This window comes from Salinarimonas sp. NSM (genome assembly GCF_052380005.1).
Lineage (GTDB): Bacteria > Pseudomonadota > Alphaproteobacteria > Rhizobiales > Beijerinckiaceae > Salinarimonas.
Genome location: NZ_JBQTCJ010000007.1, coordinates 70,084 through 87,489, shown reverse-complemented (window position 1 = coordinate 87,489; position 17,406 = coordinate 70,084). Strand labels below are relative to the sequence as shown.

The window sequence follows — 17,406 nt, the reverse complement described above, 5'->3', positions numbered from 1 at the left end:
CACTGGGGCGGCTCGAGAGCGTCGAGGTGCGCACCGCCTGGGCGAACGAAGCTGCCTCCTTCACACCGTGGCTCGCCGACAACCTGGATCGCCTGGGCGACGCGCTCGGGCTCGAGCTGGCGATCGACGCGACCGAGGTGCCGGTCGGCCCCTACCGCGCCGACATCGTCGCACGCGAGACTCGCGAGGACACGGTCGTGCTGATCGAGAACCAGCTCGATCCGAGCGACCACGGCCATCTCGGCCAAATCCTCACCTACCTCACCGGCCTCGGCGCGCAGCGCATCGTCTGGATCGCGCCGCGCTTCCGCGACGAGCATCTCTCCGCCGTGCGCTGGCTGAACGAGCATACGATTGAGCCCTTCGCCTTCTTCGCCGTTCAGGTCTCCGTGGTGCGGATCGGCGACTCGCCCCTGGCGCCCCTGTTCGAGGTATTGGAGAAGCCGAATGACTGGGATCGCGAGGTCGCCGTCGAGACACGGGCCGCGCGCCGCGATCCCGAAATCGGCGCGCGCCGTCTCGCCTTTTGGACGTATCTGGTCAATCGCCATCCCGAGATGCGGGCGGACGGCGCGCCGGACCGGGCGTCCAATCGCTGGCGGCACGTGCCCGAGGCGGGGCTGGTCGTTTCCTACTTCCTTGCGGTTGACCGCGTCGGCGTCTTCGTGCGCGGGCCACGTGGCGCCGATGCCGACGCCGTGACCTCGCGGCTCGTCGCACGCCAGGAGGCGTTCGAGGCGCGGATAGGGGCGCCGCTCGGCGCCCGGCCCGAATTCGCCTTCTCGCAGCGGCTACGCATCGATACGACGAACGAGGACAGCTGGCCCGTCATGGCGGACTGGCTGCGCGACGAGGTGGCGCGCGTCGCCGCCGCCGTTGTCGAGATCTACGGACAGGACTGATACCAATGGCCCGCACCCCCAAAGGCCCGACCCGCGTCGAGACCCTCGCCCACGAGGGCGAGCGGCGGACGAACATTCCCACCGCCGAGCATCAGAGCTTCGCGCTGGCGCAGGAGGCGCAAAACCCCGTCGAGCCGGCGCGGTTCGAGCGGGCGCGGCCGCTGGCGCCGGGCGAGACGCGGGAGCGGGACGGGGATCGCGATCCGCAGATCGTCTGGAACGGAGCGCGGATCCGGCTCTCGAAGGCGCAGATCGAGGCGCTGGTGAAGACCGGCGAGGTCGCGATCGGGGACGCACAGCTCGTCTGGCGGGGGAAGGACGCGCAGGACTGGTCCGACCTCGTGGTCGAGGCGCCGCCGCTGTACATCCAGGAGAAGATCCACCCCAAGGCCATCATCCAGGACCTGATGCGCCGCTCGAAGGCGGGCGCCGAGGCCAAGACCGACGCGCCCGATCTCTTCGCCGACTTCAACGGCCTGCCGGACCCGGAGGCGCGGCTCGAGTTCTACCAGCACGAGCAGCACTGGACGAACCGAATGATCCTGGGCGACAGCCTCCAGGTCATGGCCTCGCTCGCCCAGCGCGAGGCGCTGAAGGGCAAGGTGCAGGCGATCTATTTCGACCCGCCCTACGGCATCAAGTTCAACTCCAATTGGCAGGTCTCCACCCTCTCGCGCGACGTCAAGGACGGCAAGGCCACCGACATCACCCGCGAGCCCGAGCAGGTGAAGGCCTTCCGCGACACCTGGAAGGACGGCATCCACTCCTACCTCACCTATCTGCGCGACCGGCTAACCGTGGCGCGGGAGCTGCTGACGGAGAGCGGGTCGATCTTCGTGCAGATCGGGGACGAGAACGTCCACCGGGTGCGGGCGGTGATGGATGAGGTGTTCGGGGAGGAGTGCTTTGTCGTAAACATCGTCGTAAAGAAAAAGGGCAGCCAGATCAGCAATCTACTCGAAGCTGTCAACGACCATATTATCTGGTATTCAAAATCAGATAAAAATTCCGGACGCGTAAAATTTAGGCCTCTCTTCAACGTTCGCGAGAACGAAGAAATCTTCGAGACGTACAATATGGTTGAACTCGAAGCTGGGGAGCGCCTGTCAGTTCGCGAGCTGTCGGAGCGCGATGGAACGGACTACGCGTCCAATTACGCACTTCTTAAAGAACGTTACCCCGGCTCACGTCTATTTGCCTTAAACCCAATGAAAAGCGGAGGTTTCCGTCGTAGGCAGTCGCACCCTTTCAAAATGCACGGGAGGGTTTTTCCGATCGGCGATGGACAGTGCTGGAAGCACACGGTAATCGCCGACGACGGTGAAACTCCGGGAATGACGAGGCTGGAGCGATCGGGTCGCCTCTACCCGCTGAAGAACGACGTTCGTTTCGTGCGCTACGCGCCGGAGCCGCCGATCTCTAGAATTTCGAACTGGTGGGATAGTCTGGGGGGGGCGTCCAACCCGGTCTACGTCGTACAAACAAATACTGAGCTGGTTAAGCGCTGCATTCTGATGACGACCGATCCCGGCGATATCGTACTCGACCCGACCTGTGGCTCAGGTACCACCGCATACGTGGCTGAGCATTGGGGGAGGAGGTGGATCACGATCGATACGTCGCGTGTCGCACTCGCGCTGACGCGAGCCCGCCTGATGAGCGCCAGTTTTCCATTCTTTATCCTGAAGGACAGCGCAGAAGGCGCCCGAAAGGAGCTCGAGCTCGGTGGTTCGATTGGCGGTGGAAGTCACCGGCACGATGTCAAGCTCGGGTTTGTCTATGAGCGCGCGCGCTGGCAGACATCGGGGTCGATCGCCAATAACGCAAAGATCGACGTGATTTGGGAGAGATGGCACGACAAGATCGATGAACTATTAATTGTGTTGAACGAGAAGACGGGCTCCTCTTTCGAAGAGTGGGAAGTCCCAGCTCGCGCCCTTCAGTCGTGGTCCGAAGAGGCAATCCATACGCTGATTGCTCTGCAAGAGGCCCTGCGGGCACGAAAGGGCGAGATGGATGCGGTGGTCGCGGAGACGTCGGAGCTTGAGCTGCTCTACGATCGCCCCTACGAGGACAAGGGCCGTGTGCGCGTCGCCGGCCCCTTCACGGTGGAGAGCCTGTCGCCCCACCGGGTCGCGCCCGCGGACGATCTCGACGACGAGCTGATCGACGAGATCGACGCGGAGGCGGGCCGGCGCGTGAAGCGCACCGGCGGGACGCCGCCGACCGAGTTCGCCACCATGGTGATCGAGCACCTGCGCACGGCCGGCGTCCACCAGCATGCGAAGTCGGACACGATCCGCTTCACCTCCCTCCAGGGCTGGCCGGGCGAGTGGATCGGCGCGGCGGGCACCTTCGCCGAGGGTGCGGCGGAGCGGCGGGCGGCGATCTTCATCGGCCCGGAATTCGGCACCGTCACCCGCGCCGCCATCGTCGCCGCTGCCCGCGAGGCCACGGACGCGCGCTTCGACGTGCTCATCGTCTGCGCCTTCGCCTTCGACGCCCACGCGGCCGAGGTGCAGCGCATGGGCCCGATGCCGGTGCTGCAAGCGCGCATGAACCCCGACCTGCACATGGCCGAGGACCTCAAGAACACCGGCAAGGGCAACCTCTTCGTCGTCTTCGGCGAGCCGGACGTGGAGGTGGAGGACGCGGGCGAGGGGCTGATCCGCGTGCGCGTCCACGGGGTGGACGTGTTCGACCCGAACACGGGGCAGATCCGGTCCGACGGCGTGGAGGGCGTGGCGGCCTGGTTCGTCGACGACGACTACGACGAGGAGAGCTTCTTCGTGCGCCAGGCGTATTTCCTCGGGGCGCAAGATCCCTTTAAGGCTCTCAAGAGTGCGTTGAAATCCGAAGTTGACGAGGAGGCCTGGGGGACGTTGTATTCCGCGGTCTCACGCGATTTCGCCAGGCCGAAGACCGGGCGAATAGCGGTAAAAGTGATCAATCACTTCGGGGACGAGGTGATGAGAATCCTTCAGGTATGAGGTGCCAAAAATGTTCATCGCTGGTTCAGTCTGGTCTCGCATCACTGCTGATGCAAAAGCTGCAACTTCGGCATGTCAGGCAGCAGTCGCTTACTATACTGACCATGACAATGATATTCTACCGCTTCCAAGGGAATCTATTTTGGTTGTTAATGCAACAAAATTAAGTGTTGCCGCCGGTGCTACATCGCCCCTTGCTCTACTGACCGCAATGAAGTCGGGAATCAGCATATTTTCACATGAGCAGTTACACGCAAAAACGTACGCCTTCGACCAAATCGCGTATGTTGGTTCTGCAAACGTGTCGAAATCGTCCCGCGATCATCTTACTGAAGCGGTCGTCCGGACATCAGATCCTGAGATGATCCACGATGTCAGGAAATGGATTGTTGAGCTTGCTGCCTCAGGCCAAGCGCTTACCGATCATGATATGCAAGAGTTGATTAGCTATTATCAACCACCAAAGAAGATCAAAACATATCGTCCTTCTAAGCCATTCAACCTTATGGTGATGGAAGTCACGCTGGAGCAAGGCGTTTACCGAAACAGTCAAGTACAGCCGCCAGTTCCTGCGTGGGAAAACTTCTTTGGGTTCAGACGACAGCTGCTCAACGCGAGCCCTCGGTTAAATCTTACCGACGAGGCAAACGGCGTCCAAGTTACTCGCCCAGTTGTTGCGCATGACCACAACTACACAATAGAAATACCTGGCGCGACCGTTGGGGACATCCTCCGCTTTAAAAAGCACGGGGCGCGGGATTATTCATACAAGCTCGTCAAGCCCACTGACCGGGAGTATCCGGAGCTAGAAGAATTGCTTGCTACCAGGAATAATCCATTCCGCAGAACAGGACGGCTTTGGGTGCTGATCTGACATGATCTTCCGCATCGCCGACACCTTCACCGCCGCCCTCGCCCGCCTCACCGCGGACGAGCAGAAGGCGGTGAAGACGGCCGCGTTCGATCTCCAGACCGACCCCACCCGCCCCGGCCTGTCGCTCCACCGCATCGATGCGGCGAAGGACCCGAACTTTTGGTCGGCGCGGGCGAGCCGGGACATTCGGCTCGTGGTGCACAGGACCGAGGGCGCGCTGCTTCTGGCTTACGTCGATCACCACGATGCCGCCTATGCCTGGGCGGCGCGGCGGCGGATCGAGGCGCATCCGAAGACGGGCGCGATCCAGATCGTCGAGATCCGCGAGCGGGTGGAGGAGATCGCGCCGCCCCGCCAGCACGATCTCTTCCAGCCGGAGGCCCCCGCCCCGGCGCCGGCGCCCGTGCGAAAACCCCTCTTCGCCGCCCTCGACCCCGACGCGCTTCTCACTGTGGGCGTCCCGGAGGACTGGATCGCCGACATCCGCGCCGCCGACGAGGACGGCTTCCTCGCGCTCGCGCCGCATCTCCCGGCCGAGGCCGCGGAAGCGCTCCTCGAATACGCCGCCACTGGCCGCCTCGCCGCGCCCGCGCCGGTCCCCGTCGAAGCCGCCGGATACGCGCACCCCGACGCCCGCCGCCGGTTCGTGGACATCGACAGCACGGAGGCGCTGGAGGCGGCGCTCGCCGCGCCCTGGGAGCGCTGGGCGGTGTTCCTGCACCCCTCCCAGGAAGCCGTGGTCGCGCGCGACTTCGCCGGCCCCGCCCGCGTGCTCGGCTCCGCCGGCACCGGCAAGACCGTGGTCGCCCTCCACCGCGCAGCCCGCCTCGCCTCCGCGCCGGGCGACGGCCGGGTGCTGCTCGCGACCTTCGCCCCGGCGCTCGCGAAAGCCCTCGCCGCGAAGCTCGACGTGCTGGCCGGCGCGCGCCCCGGCATCGTGCCGCGCACGCGCGTGACGACGCTCGCGGCGCTCGCGGAGGAGTACTACGAGCTGGCGGAAGGCCGGCGCCCACGGGTCGCGCGCCCCGAGCAGGTGCGCGATGCGCTCCTCAAGGCCGCCGAGCGGCTCGGCGTCGAGGCGTCCGAGCGTTTCCTCGTCTCGGAATGGACCCACATCGTCGATGCCTGGCGCCTGCCCGACGCCGAGGCCTACGCCACCGTCCCGCGGCTCGGCCGAAAGGCGCGCCTCGGGTCGAAGCAGCGCGAGCGGCTCTGGCCGGCCTTCGCCGAGGCGCGCGCCATCCTCGCCCGCCAGGCGCTCGTCACCCGCGCCGAGGTCTTCGCCGTGGCGACGGACTGGCTCGCGGCGCGGGCGGACAAGCCCTTCGCCCACGTGATCGTCGACGAGGCGCAGGATTGCGGCCCGCCGGAGCTGCGCTTCCTCGCCGCGCTCGTGGGAGAGGGCGAGAACGCGCTCTTCCTCGCCGGCGACATCGGCCAGCGCATCTTCCAGCAGCCGTTCTCCTGGAAGGGGCTCGGCATCGACGTCCGCGGCCGCTCGGCGACCCTCAAGGTCTGCTACCGCACCTCCCGCCAGATCCGCTCGACGGCGGACCGGCTCCTGCCCGATGCCGTCACCGACGCCGACGGCCTCGCCGACGCCCGCGCCGGCACGGTCTCGGTGTTCGAGGGACCGGCGCCGGAGGTGGCGCTACTCGCCGACGAGGCGGCGGAGATCGAGGCCGTGGGGGCGTTCTTGCGCGGGGCGATAGCGGACGGGATCACACCCGCCGAGATCGGAATCTTCGTCCGCGACGAGGCGCAACTCCCCCGCGCCCGCGCGGCGCTCGCCGCCGCCGACGTGCCGGCGCTCGAGCTCACCGCGGTCGGCGAGGAAGCGGGCGCGCGCGCCTCGCTCGGCGTGATGCACCACGCCAAGGGCCTCGAGTTCAAGGCGGTGGCGGTGATGGCCTGCGACGACGAGGTGCTGCCGCTCGCCGCCCGGCTCGAAGCGGTGGCGGACGCGGTCGAGCTGGAGGAAGTGTACGTCTCCGAGCGGCACCTGCTCTACGTGGCGTGCACCCGGGCGCGGGATCGACTGATCGTGACGGGTGTCGAGCCGGGATCGGAGTTCCTGGCGGACATGGCCGCGCGCGGCTGACGTCGAAGACGAAGAAGAAAAATGGAGGACAGCGCCATGACGCACGAGATCGACGGACACGGCTCGGGGACGGCCCTCATGCCCGAGGTGAGCGATGTCGGGCGCGGCCAGCTCGACCCGTTCCAGCGCGCCTTCGTCGAGGCGCCCGCCGGCAGCCTCAGGCTGCTCGCACCCGCGGGCAGCGGCAAGACGCAATCGCTGCTGTGGCGCTGCGCCGAGCTCTCGCGGCGCGCCGACGGAAAGGGCCGCTTCCTCGTCGTCACCTTCACCCGCGCCGCCCGCGACGAGCTGCGCGCGCGGCTGAAGGCGGACGATTTCGGCGCGCTCGCCTCGTCGGTCGACGTCGTCACCCTCAATGGCTGGGGCTGGCGGCGCGTGCGCGCCAACCACCACAGCCCCCGCCTGCTCGCCGGTGAATACGAGCGCCGGCAGCTCGTCCAGAACACGCTGCAGCCGGTCTGGAAGGCCTATCCCGCCATCGCGGCGGCGATCGCCTCGCGGCCTTTCGTGATCGACAAGGTGCTCTCGGGGCTCATCGACGACCTGAAATCCCTCGGCTTCGACCACGAGGCGGAGGGCTTCGGCCAGGCGAACGACCGCATCGACGATCTGATCCGGCTCGGCCTGCTGGGCCGCCTGGAGGCGATCGTCGATCGCCTGCACGAGCTGAAGATCCTGGAGGACACGCGCCTCGAGACGTTTCTCGAAGGCGTGATCCCGTTCTGGAAGGACGCTTGCCGCACGATGCTCGATCAGGCGATGTTCACCATGGAGGACCAGAAATACGTGGCCTTCCTCGACGTGCGCCGGCAGATCGCGGAGGGGCGCCGCCCCACCGGCGGCTCGCGCTACGGGCAGGTGCTCGTCGACGAGTTCCAGGACATCAACCCCCTCGACCTCGCGCTCACCCGCACGATCGTCGAGCTGCACGGGGCGGACGCCACGCTCGTCGGCGACGACGACCAGGCGATCTTCGAATGGCGCGGCGCGAGCCCGCATTACATCCTGCGGCCGCACGAGCATTTCGAGCGCGCCTTCGACACCTACGTGCTCGAGCGCAATTATCGTTGCCCGCGCAACATCGTCGCCGCCTCGCAGCGCCTCATCGTCGTCAACACGCGGCGGGAGCCCAAGCGCGTCGTCGCCATGCAGACGGCCGACGCCGAGATCGACGTCTTCAACGCGCCGACCTTCACGGGCTCGCTCGATGCGGTGATGGCGGAGGTGCGTACCTTCGTCGCCGCCCAGCGCCCCGGCGCGAGGCTCGCGATTCTCTCGCGCAAGCGCGCGCAGCTCATCCCCTACCAGGTGATGATGGCCCGCGAGGGCATCCCTTTCTGCGCCGCGGAAGACCTGCAGGTGTTCCTCAGCCACAGCTTCGAGAAGCTGCGACACGCGCTCCAGACCTGCGCCTTCGCCCGCCTCGGCGTCCGCTCGCCGACGCTGCTCGACGACGTGCTCGGCCTGTGCGACCTCGTCAAGCGCTGGCCGCTCAAGAAGGCCGAGCGCGACGGCCTGCGCCGCCACCTCGGCGCCGCGAAGCCCAAGAGCTACGCCGAGGCGCTCGATGCGCTCGCCGACCATCGTGGGCCGCTCAAGGGGGTGGCGAACGAGGACTGCGGGGCGAGCCTGTCCTTCGCCGACGCCATTCGCCGGCTCTTCGCCGCGGCCGACGTGCGCGGCGCCATCGTGGCGCTCGGCGCCGGCTTCGACGGGCTCGACCAGGATTACGGCAAGAGCCAGGAGGACATCTTCCACGCCGACCCGCCGTTCCTCTACCTGGCGGAATACGCCGAGCGCTACGGCGACGACTTCCAGACCTTCCTCGACGACCTCGAAGCCGCCCGCGAGACGCTGGCCCGGCTCCCCGGCGAGGAGGACGATGCCGACGAGACCTGGCGGCGCCCGATCCACCTGATGACGGCGCTGCGCGCCAAGGGCAAGGAGTTCGACACGGTCGTCATGCTCGACGTCGTCGACGGCGTCTGGCCCCTGCGCCGCGCCGCGAGCCTCGAGGCCCGCGAGGCGGAGCGCCGCCTGTTCTACGTGGCGATGACCCGCGCCAAGCGCCGGCTCGTGCTCACGCTGAGTGGGCGGATCGGCGACGAGCCGGCGATCCCGTCGCCCTTCTTGGGGGAGGCGGGGTTGGGGTGAGGGGGGCGGGGTGGGCGGTCAGGTGCCGGCGACGGCGCGGAGAATGAGCGGAAACGTCGAGCCCGCCTCCCGCGATCGGACCATCCAACCGTGCGCCGCCGGCTCCTGTCCGTTCTCCATTTCGGCGAAGGCTCGGAACGCGCTGTGCCGGAAGGCATGTCCACCACCGCGCGCGTTCACGAAACGACGGACGGCCGAAAAGCCGGAAAGCGCGCTCTCGATCCGCGTGTCGACCGAGGGTTCGAGAAAAACACGGAACTCGGGTTCCGATGCAGGCATCCTATCGATGAATACGTAGTGCGTCGTGCCTCCCCGCCGCACGGACAGTCGGAGCATTTTCGTCTGCGCGCTCTCGAGCGGCTTGACGTCGAAACTCTCCGCTTGGGCGACCCGGACGAGCAGGGCCTCGAGTTCGGGGGAAATCTGCGGAGACTTTCCTTTCCCGCGAGATTGCGGCGGGAGGGTGCCGGGCTCCGGTCGGGGTATCGCCCGTGCGGTGGCGGCTGGCTCCGCCTTCTCCGCTGGCATTGCAAGCGGTCCGCGAGCCCCGGGCCGCCGCCGCGCCCGCTCCACCCCCGCCCGCTCCTCCTCCGCCAAGTCGAAGAAGATCACCGCCCCGTTCGGATGCAGATACGGAACCGGCTCCGCGAAGCGGATCGGATCGACGAACACCCACGGCGTCAGCCAGCCGTTGGCGATGGCGTTCTCCTGCTCCTCGGGCGGGATGCGGTGCAGTTCCTCGCTCTCGGCGAGCCCGCGCCGGTCCAGCGGCGGGAGCACGTCGACGAGTGTCGCGACCCCCTCGATCAGCCCCGAGCCCTTGCGCACGAGCGCGATCGGTCCGCGATTGGCCGTCGCGCTCGTGCGCAGCTCCCAGGTTTTCAATCCGTCGAGGATCAGGTCGATCCACGGATCGCGGATGGTCAGGCCCTTCATCGGGTTCTCCTTCTTGTCTGGCGAGTAGGGAAAGCTCACGGGGCGTCGACGCTCCCCCCGAACAACGCATCAACATCCCCCTCCGCCACCGGCGGCGCGAGCATGCCCCGCGAGAGGGCGCGCTTGCGGGCCAGCAGCCGGTCCAGCGTCACGTCGAAGGAGGCCTCGCCCAGCGCGGGGTGGATGGCGAGCGGCAAGTGGACGGTCACCGGCTTGTCCTGGCCGATGCGGTAGCAGCGGTCGTTGCACTGGTCCTCCACCGCCGGGTTCCACCAGCGCGAGAGGTGGAGGACGTGGTTCGCCGCCGTGATGGTGAGGCCGACGCCGGCCGCCTTGGGGGAGAGCACCAGGAGGTCGAATCCCGGCGCGCCGGCCTGGAAGCGGTCGACGATGGCGAGGCGCTTCGGCCCCGGCGTCTCGCCGTTGATGATCGCGGGCTCGGCCGCGAGGCCGAACAGGGTCGCGGCCGCGGCGGCGAAGGCCTTCTGCACGGCGCGATCCTCGACGAAGACGATCGCCTTCTCGTCGAGCCCCTCGATCTCCCGCAGCACGGCGAGCGCGCGCGAGAGCCGGGCCGAGCGCGCGGCCCAGGCCCGGGCCGAGGCGGGGTCGTAGGGATCGAGCCCGTCCGCGCCGTGGGGGTGCAGCGAGACGCCGCGCAGGGCGTGGATGGCCTTCAGCATGGCGCCGCGGTCGCGCCCGCCGGCGCGCGCGGCGCGCACGACCTCGAGATAGGCGCGGGCCTGATCGTCGGGCATCGGCGTCTCGTAGGGGCGCACCGTGCGCCGCGGCAGGCCCTCGACATGATCCTCCTTCATCCGCCGAAGCATCGGCGCGGGCGAAGAGAGCGCCGACGCGTCGAGCTTCGTCTTGAGGGCGGCGAGCGCCTGCGGATCCGCTTCCGAATACGCCTGGCTGAACTCCTTGAGCGCCCCGAGCAGGCCCGGCGCGACCCGGTCCATGATGCACCACAGGTCCTCGAGCCGGTTCTCGATCGGCGTGCCGGTGAGGCCGAGCACGAAATCGGCGTTCATCGCCTTGGCGGCGTGTGTGTTGATGGTGCGCGGATCCTTGATCTTCTGCATCTCGTCGAACACCGCGATCGACCAGCCGATGCGGGCGAAGGCGCGGTGGTTGTCGGCGAGCGTCTCGTAGGTGGTGAGCACCCAGTCGGCGGCGGCGAGCACGTCGAGGTCGATCGCGGTCTCGGGCGTCCAGCCCGCATCCTTGGGGCGCTTGATCCGGCGCAGGCCCGAGCCGAAGGCGTTGACGCGCTCGCCGAGCGCGTGGGGGCCGAGATGGCGCTCGGCCTCTGCGATCCAGTTCTGCAGGAGCGCGGTCGGCGCGACGACAAGCACCGGCCCGCGCTGGCGCGGGGCGAGCCGGGCCGCCCCCGCGCGCCTGTTCTCCCGCGCCCAGGCGAGGAAGGCGAGCGCCTGGAAGGTCTTGCCGAGGCCCATGTCGTCGGCGAGGAGCACGCCGGGACGCCCGGCGCGCCAGGCTGCGAGCAGCCAATCGAACCCCTCCCGCTGGTGCGCCTTCGGGCGCGTTTCGACGAGGGGCGGTCCCGGCAGGGAAGCTTCGATCACGGCCGGCCGCGGCGGGCCGATGACGGAATAGCCGACGTCCTCGAGGTTGTCGGCGATGATCAGACCTTCTTTGCCGGCCGCCACCGGTGCCGGTTCCGGCGGGGTCTCTCGGCCGTCTTCGGACCTCTCCGCGGCCGGCTCCGGCGCATCGATGCGCGTCGCCTCCTCGATCGCCGCCTCGACCTCGTCGATCGGGTAGGCGGACCCGCTGACCACGACCGCCGCCTCGCCCTCGGCGCGAGCGGCGGCGACGGCCGTTCGCGCGCCGTCCAGCTCCGCGTCGCTCACGACGAAGCGCCGCCCGCCCAGGGCGACAAGGAAGCCCTCCGGCAGCCATTGCCCCGCCTTCTCCTGCAGCCACGGCAGCGCCGGCCGGGTCCAGAGGCCGAGGCCGAGCACGCGCTCGGAATAGTGCTCCGTCTCGACGAAGAGCCCGCCCGCATCCTCGCGGCCCGTCCCCTCCGCGAGGACGGGGCGCGGGTTGCGTACGAAGGCGCGCCGGGTCGCGACGTCGGCGCCGCGCATGCGCCGCACGACGTCGAGCGCAGCCTTCAGCTCGGGGGAGACGACGCAATAGACGTTGCGGCCGAGCACGTAGGCGTCGCGGGCGCCGGCGGCGGCGAAGCGTTCCTCGGCGAAGCGTTTCTGCAGCTCCGGCGGCAGCAGCGCGTCGGCAAGCGCGTCGCGCAGCTCGCCCGCGGGCTCCTCGCCCGCCTCCGCGGCGGGCGCGTCGTCCTCGGTCGAGGGCGCCTTGGTGCGGCTCATCAGGACGGGCACGAAGTCCGGGCCGTTTCGCGTCTCGCGCACGTCGAGCGCGAAGGCGCCCGCCTGGTAGATGGTGAGGCTCGCGAGATACTCGTCGGCGCGGACCTCGCGGCCGGTGGCGCGGGCGAGTGCCTCCTGCACCGGCGCCCAGGCGGCTATGCGCGCCTCCGGAGATGCGCCGACCGTCCCGTTGTAGCCCTCCACCGCCTCGGCCAGCGCGAAAACCGGCTCCGAGAGGCGGCTCGGCTCGGATGCGAGGGTGATGAACCCGCCGGTGCGGGTGGCCTGCACGACGCGCAGGTTCGCGTCGTACCAGCGGATGCGGATGCGCCCCTTCGGCTCCTCCACGCGCCCGTCGAAGGAGAGCGTGGCGGAGAGCGCGGCGAGCGGCGGCAGGCCGAGCGCATCGGCGAGGGAGCCGGGGAGCGCGACAGCGGCGGCATGCGCGAGGACAACGCGATCGGCGTCCCGGCGCGCCGCGCCGTCCTCAAGCGCCGCCGCGATCAGGCGACCGGCGGCGCCCGGGGCGCCCGGCAGCCCGGGCCAGGCGTCGACAGGCACCGGGCGGCGTGCGAGCAGCCGCCGTTCCGAGGCTTCGATCCGGACGCCCTCCGGCGTCGGCGTCGCGACGAACCGCGCCATGGGCTCACTCGTACTCGGAGGCGGGCACGAGCACGCCGGTCATCTGGTGGAGCTTGCGCGCGACCTTGCGCTGCCAGCTGCCGGCGCCTTCGTGAGGCCAGTGCGTCACCGCGAAGACGGCCCGGTCGAGGCTGTCGGTCGCGCTCGGCCACTTCAGGTTCGTTGCGACATAGGCCGGCTGGTAGAGCCGAGGCGCGTCCCGCGCCTCCCCGTCACTCAGCACGATGCACTTGCCGCTGTGGCTCCATTCGACCACGACGCCACGCCCGATCCGCAGGAGCAGGACTGCCTGCCCGGACTGAACGCCCGAGAAGGTGGCGAAAGCGACGTCTTTTCCATAGGCGCGGCGCGCCTGCTGCGCCCCAACCGTTTCGAACACGACCCAGGCCTCCGAGATCAGCCCCGCCCGGTAGACTGCCTCCCAGAACTTGCGCCGGGGCCCCCACATATGCGCCTGGCCGCGGCTGACCCGGTCCACGATGTCCAGGAACTGCCGCAGCGTCTGCTCGATAAGCCAGCCGCGCACGATTGCGGCCGCTTGCGGCATCCGCGCCCAGCGGCCATCGGGCAGGCGCGGGTCCTTGAACAGGTCGAGGAGGAGCGCGAGGGAGCGGTCGCGCACCGGCTTGTCGGGCGGGCTCGTCGCGAAGGGCAGCGTGAGGGCATCGGCGACGTCCGGGCCCTGGTCCTCAAACACGAGCTTGCCGCGCTCGTCGAGCGCGAGGTCGCGCACGAGCGCGAGCCGGTCCTGGGGAGCGACCGTGATATCGCGGGCGAGAAGCCGCAGGGCCTCGCCGGCGCAGGCGCGGGCATAGGCGGAGCGCGCCACGAGCGGGCCGAGCCCGCGCTCGCGCAGGAGCACGCTCGGCGCACGACGCTGGGCCAGCGCCTCGGCTGCGATGCGGCGCGGTCCGGCGCCGGGGTCGAACAGGGCGAAGAGGCCGTGCAGCGCCTCCCACGGCCGCCCGAGCCGCTCGACCAGACGCGCCAGCATGTGCGCCACCGCCCGCATGCCGGGACGCTCGGGGTCGAAGCTGATCAGGAAGGAGGCGGCGAGCGCCCGCAGGGGTCGCGGACGGGGCGCGGCCTCGATGGCGGCGAGCGCCGCGGTCAGCGCGGCCGGATGCGCGGCGATCGCCGGCTGCGTGCTCCAGAGGCACCAGGGCAGCTTCGCCAGCTCGCGCGCCGTGAGGGCGGCGTTGCGGGAGAGCCGGGCGAGGAAGTCGCGGGCGAGCGCGTCGTAGTCCGCAGCCTCGGGCGGCGCTCCGACAACGTCCGACTCCGGCAAGCGCGCGGCGGCAGCCGCCGTCGCCGCCACCGGCGCGAAGCGGGGCGGCGGCGGGCGGTCGCGGGCGGCGCGGATCGCGGCTTTCAAGAAGGCGCTCACGGCTCGCTCTCGATGGCGCGGATCAGGGCCTCGATCTCGCCCTCCAGCTCGCCCGTGCGGCGCTGAAGGTCCTCGACGCGCTCGCGCGTGTCGTTCTCCATGACGAAGCGCAGGTCGATGCGGCGGTTCTGCGCGAAGGCCGTCTCGCCGTCGCCGCGGTCGATCGGGCGTGAGGAGGCGTAGCCCGAGATCGACAGGACGGGCTCGCCGCTCCGGTTGAGATAGGCCGAAAGGCCGCCCGCGGCGCGCGCCATCTCCTGGTAGGTGTTCGCGGCGCGCTCCGCCGAAAGCGTCCAGTTGGCGCGGTCGAGGCCCGTGCGATCGGTGTGGCCTTCGATGAACACCGTTTCGATCGACGGCAGGGCCGTCTCCCGGCAGGCCGGCGTCTCGTTTTCCACGCGGCAGGCGACATAGGGCTCCAGCGCCGTCTCCAGCACGCCGGCGATGGTCGCGACGTTTGCCGCCGCCTCGCCGCGCAGGACGGGATCGCCCGAGGCGAAGCGCACCGCCCGCTCGCCGATGCGCAGCACGTCGCTGCCGGGGCTGACGGTGACGTCGATGTCACGGGCCTCGAGACTCTCCTTGATGTCGAGGAGAAGCTCCCGGCGCGCCTCTGCCGCCGCGTCGATAGCGTCGATCTCGGCGGCGATCTCGGCCTGGAGGTCGCGTACGCTTGCGGCGAGCCGGCGCGCCTCCTCCAGCGCGCCCTGCTGCACATCCGTCTGCGTGCGGAAATCCAGCGCGAAGACCATCAGCATGATCAGGAAGACGAACAGCACGCCGATCATCATGTCGGTCATCGACACGAAGTAGTTCTCGCCTTCCTCGGAGGCGGCTCCGGATTCGTCCTCGGCCAGCATGCGCGCTCACTCCTACTCGGCGGCCTGCCGGCCGAACGTCTCGCGAAGGGCCTCGACGTCCTCGCCGAGACGGTCGACGTTCTCGCCGAGCGCCTCGAGGGAGGGTCCGAGCCTGTCGATGGCGGCGGCGAAGGCCGCGTCGATCTCCTTCACCCGCCCGGCGATCACCTCGCCCTGCACCGCGCCCGCTTCCGAGATCGCCTGCAGCGCCTCCGCCAGCGACCGGTCGACGCCCTCGAACCGGGTCGCGTAGTCCGACCAGGTGCGGGCGAGCTGTTCGTTGTGCCGGGTCAGCGCCTCGGCGAGGGCCTGAGCCGCCTGTCGCCCGGCCTCCAGCGTCGCGACGGAGCGCGCGACGTCGCTCGCCAAACGCTCGCTCGCCCCCGCGATCCGCTCGCCGGCCTGCGCGAACGGCGCCGCCGCGGCCTCGACCTCGCGGGCGCTCGAGCCGAAGGCGGACGCCGCGGCGCGCGACTGCGCGGCGACCTCGCCCGACGCGCGCACCTGCTCGGCGAGCGCGCCGTGGCCGTCGCGGATCGCGGCCGCGAAGCGCTCGACCTCCGCGTTGATGGACTCCATGGCGGCGGCGAGACCGTCCCGCAGGGCCTTTGCCGCCTCGGCGGAGGCCTGCGCGACGGCAGCCGCGGCCGCCGCCTGCGCCTGGGCCGCCTTGTCGCGCGTCTCGTCGAGCTGGCCGGACAAGGTCGCGCCGAAGCTCTCGAGCGTGCCGCCGAACGCACCGGCGCCGGCTTCGAGCCGCGCGAGCACCCGCGCCATCGCCTCCTCGAGCCGGCTCGACGCACCGTCCGCGGCACCGCCGAGCGCATCGCCGATGCGCGTGTCCGCCTCCTCCATGGTCTTGCGGATGTCCTCCAGGACCGCCGTGAACGCCGCGCGGCTCTGCTGTGCGTTCTCGCCGAGCGTCGCGCCGGCGGCGGAGACGAGCCCGTCCAAGCGCTCCGCGGCCTGGTTCATGCGCGTCTCGAATTCCGCGCCGCTCGCGTCGATGGCGCGCTGGACCTCGCCGAGCGAGCGCTGCAGCGCCTGGAGCGCGCCCGCGAGTTCCCGCAACTCCGCGCCGGCGCCGCCCTGGACGCTTTGCGTGAACTTCTCGACGAGGTCGGAGACGCCGGACTCGCTCGTCGTGGCGAGGCGCTCCATCGCCGAGCCGATGCTCGTGGCGACCGGAGACATGGCGTTCGCGAAGGCGCTGTCGATGCGCGGCGCGAGGCTTTCCCCCATGCGCGCGAAGAAGGCTTCCGAGTTGATTGCCTTCAGCTCGGCGACTTGGTCGCGCATCAGCTGCGTCATTTCCGCCGCCTGCGCCTGCGGCGCAGCGTAGTCGAGCTTGCTCTCGACGGCACGGCAGAACGAATCGAACGCCCCCTCCATCCAGATCGTGTAGATCCTGAACACCACCGAGAGGGCGATCGAGCAACCCAGGCCCGCGATCGACGTCGCGAACTTGAAGGTCGCAACCTGAAGCAGCTCGCGGGTTGCCCGCTGCATGGCATCCGCGTCGTCCGCGCTCGCCGCGGCACCGGCCTTGGCCAGGGCGAGGACGAGGCCGACGAAGGTCAGCAGAAGGCCCAGGCCGACGAACCAGCCCGGGATCGCCCCCATCATCTTGAGGCCGAACAGCCGCTCGCGGGCGAGGGCCATGTTAAAGAAGGCCGATGGCCTGATGGTGTTTCGGACGACGCCGCCCGGCTCTTCGGGCAGGACGAGGGTCTCCTCGAATTCCGACCAGGCGTGCCCGAGAAGTGGATGGCGGCGCAGGCGCGGCGAAATCGTCGAGAAGCCCTCGGCGAAGGCGACCGTATTCGGGTAGCGCGCGATCGGCCCGCGCGCCGCGCGCAGCGCTAGCATCAGCACAATCGCATGCATTGCCAGATAGGCGGCGGCGAGCCCCGCCGCGGCCGCCGCGATCGCCGCGGCCAGAGAGAAGACGAAGGTTCGGTCGCTGATCGAGTCGACCTCGCCGCGAAACAGCGCGGCCTCGACTGTGGCGACGAGAACGCGGGTGTCGAGCGCAGGCCAGACGAGCGCCACGCCGTAGAACACGCCGCACACCATACCGAGAAAGAGGATCGAACGGACCGATCCCGCCCAAAGCAAACGCCCTAGGAATGTGGTCATGAGGACACGCAGGCTCGCTTTGCTTGCAACGCCTCTCTCTACGAGCTTTCCGACCGACCATAAAGGC

The 17,406-nt window shown here is 69.5% G+C and carries 10 protein-coding genes; 5 read left to right on the top strand and 5 right to left on the bottom strand.

Translation table 11 applies throughout. The annotated features are described in order from the left end of the window. Positions 1-26: 26 nt before the first annotated feature. Genes ACTZWW_RS05005 through ACTZWW_RS04985 form a run of 5 tightly spaced genes read left to right on the top strand, consistent with a single transcriptional unit; the run spans position 27 to position 9,021 of the window. Positions 27-902, top strand: a complete 876-nt coding sequence (locus tag ACTZWW_RS05005) for a hypothetical protein (protein ID WP_444779843.1) — start codon at positions 27-29, stop codon at positions 900-902. A gap of 5 nt (positions 903-907) precedes the next feature. Then, a complete protein-coding gene (locus ACTZWW_RS05000) occupies positions 908-3,892 on the top strand; it encodes a site-specific DNA-methyltransferase (RefSeq protein WP_444779842.1) in 2,985 nt (994 codons plus the stop codon). A gap of 10 nt (positions 3,893-3,902) precedes the next feature. Beyond that, complete coding sequence (locus ACTZWW_RS04995; RefSeq protein WP_444779841.1) at positions 3,903-4,766, top strand: phospholipase D family protein; 864 nt, start codon at positions 3,903-3,905, stop codon at positions 4,764-4,766. 1 nt (position 4,767) lies between these two features. Further along, positions 4,768-6,867: a UvrD-helicase domain-containing protein gene (locus ACTZWW_RS04990; protein WP_444779840.1), complete on the top strand. Its 2,100-nt coding sequence runs from the start codon at positions 4,768-4,770 to the stop codon at positions 6,865-6,867. Positions 6,868-6,903: 36 nt separating this feature from the next. Then, positions 6,904-9,021 (top strand): UvrD-helicase domain-containing protein, encoded by a 2,118-nt coding sequence (locus ACTZWW_RS04985; protein ID WP_444779839.1) that lies wholly within the window; start codon positions 6,904-6,906, stop codon positions 9,019-9,021. Positions 9,022-9,039: 18 nt separating this feature from the next. Here ACTZWW_RS04985 and ACTZWW_RS04980 read toward each other — a convergent pair whose 3' ends face one another. Genes ACTZWW_RS04980 through zorA form a run of 5 tightly spaced genes read right to left on the bottom strand, consistent with a single transcriptional unit; the run spans position 9,040 to position 17,339 of the window. Then, complete coding sequence (locus ACTZWW_RS04980; RefSeq protein WP_444779838.1) at positions 9,040-9,957, bottom strand: hypothetical protein; 918 nt, start codon at positions 9,955-9,957, stop codon at positions 9,040-9,042. A gap of 35 nt (positions 9,958-9,992) precedes the next feature. Further along, on the bottom strand, positions 9,993-12,953 hold the full coding sequence (locus tag ACTZWW_RS04975) for a DEAD/DEAH box helicase (protein WP_444779837.1): 2,961 nt from the start codon (positions 12,951-12,953) through the stop codon (positions 9,993-9,995). Between the two features lie 4 nt (positions 12,954-12,957). After that, positions 12,958-14,340: an EH signature domain-containing protein gene (locus tag ACTZWW_RS04970; RefSeq protein WP_444779836.1), complete on the bottom strand. Its 1,383-nt coding sequence runs from the start codon at positions 14,338-14,340 to the stop codon at positions 12,958-12,960. Next, the gene (locus ACTZWW_RS04965) at positions 14,337-15,200 is read right to left on the bottom strand and encodes an OmpA/MotB family protein (RefSeq protein WP_444779835.1); all 864 of its coding nucleotides are present in this window, start codon (positions 15,198-15,200) and stop codon (positions 14,337-14,339) included. Before ACTZWW_RS04965 ends, ACTZWW_RS04970 begins: the two co-directional genes overlap by 4 nt. Before the next feature lie 12 nt (positions 15,201-15,212). After that, entirely contained in the window at positions 15,213-17,339 is a 2,127-nt protein-coding gene (gene zorA / locus ACTZWW_RS04960) for an anti-phage ZorAB system protein ZorA (protein WP_444779834.1), read from the bottom strand. Positions 17,340-17,406: the final 67 nt, after the last annotated feature.

Excerpts from the sequence above, each read along its gene's own strand:
- ACTZWW_RS04975 (WP_444779837.1), bottom strand. The coding sequence starts at position 12,953 with ATGGCGCGGTTCGTCGCGACGCCGACGCCGGAGGGCGTCCGGATCGAA.
- ACTZWW_RS04980 (WP_444779838.1), bottom strand. The coding sequence starts at position 9,957 with ATGAAGGGCCTGACCATCCGCGATCCGTGGATCGACCTGATCCTCGAC.
- ACTZWW_RS04995 (WP_444779841.1), top strand. The coding sequence starts at position 3,903 with ATGTTCATCGCTGGTTCAGTCTGGTCTCGCATCACTGCTGATGCAAAA.
- zorA (WP_444779834.1), bottom strand. The coding sequence starts at position 17,339 with ATGACCACATTCCTAGGGCGTTTGCTTTGGGCGGGATCGGTCCGTTCG.
- ACTZWW_RS04990 (WP_444779840.1), top strand. The coding sequence starts at position 4,768 with ATGATCTTCCGCATCGCCGACACCTTCACCGCCGCCCTCGCCCGCCTC.
- ACTZWW_RS05000 (WP_444779842.1), top strand. The coding sequence starts at position 908 with ATGGCCCGCACCCCCAAAGGCCCGACCCGCGTCGAGACCCTCGCCCAC.
- ACTZWW_RS04985 (WP_444779839.1), top strand. The coding sequence starts at position 6,904 with ATGACGCACGAGATCGACGGACACGGCTCGGGGACGGCCCTCATGCCC.
- ACTZWW_RS04965 (WP_444779835.1), bottom strand. The coding sequence starts at position 15,200 with ATGCTGGCCGAGGACGAATCCGGAGCCGCCTCCGAGGAAGGCGAGAAC.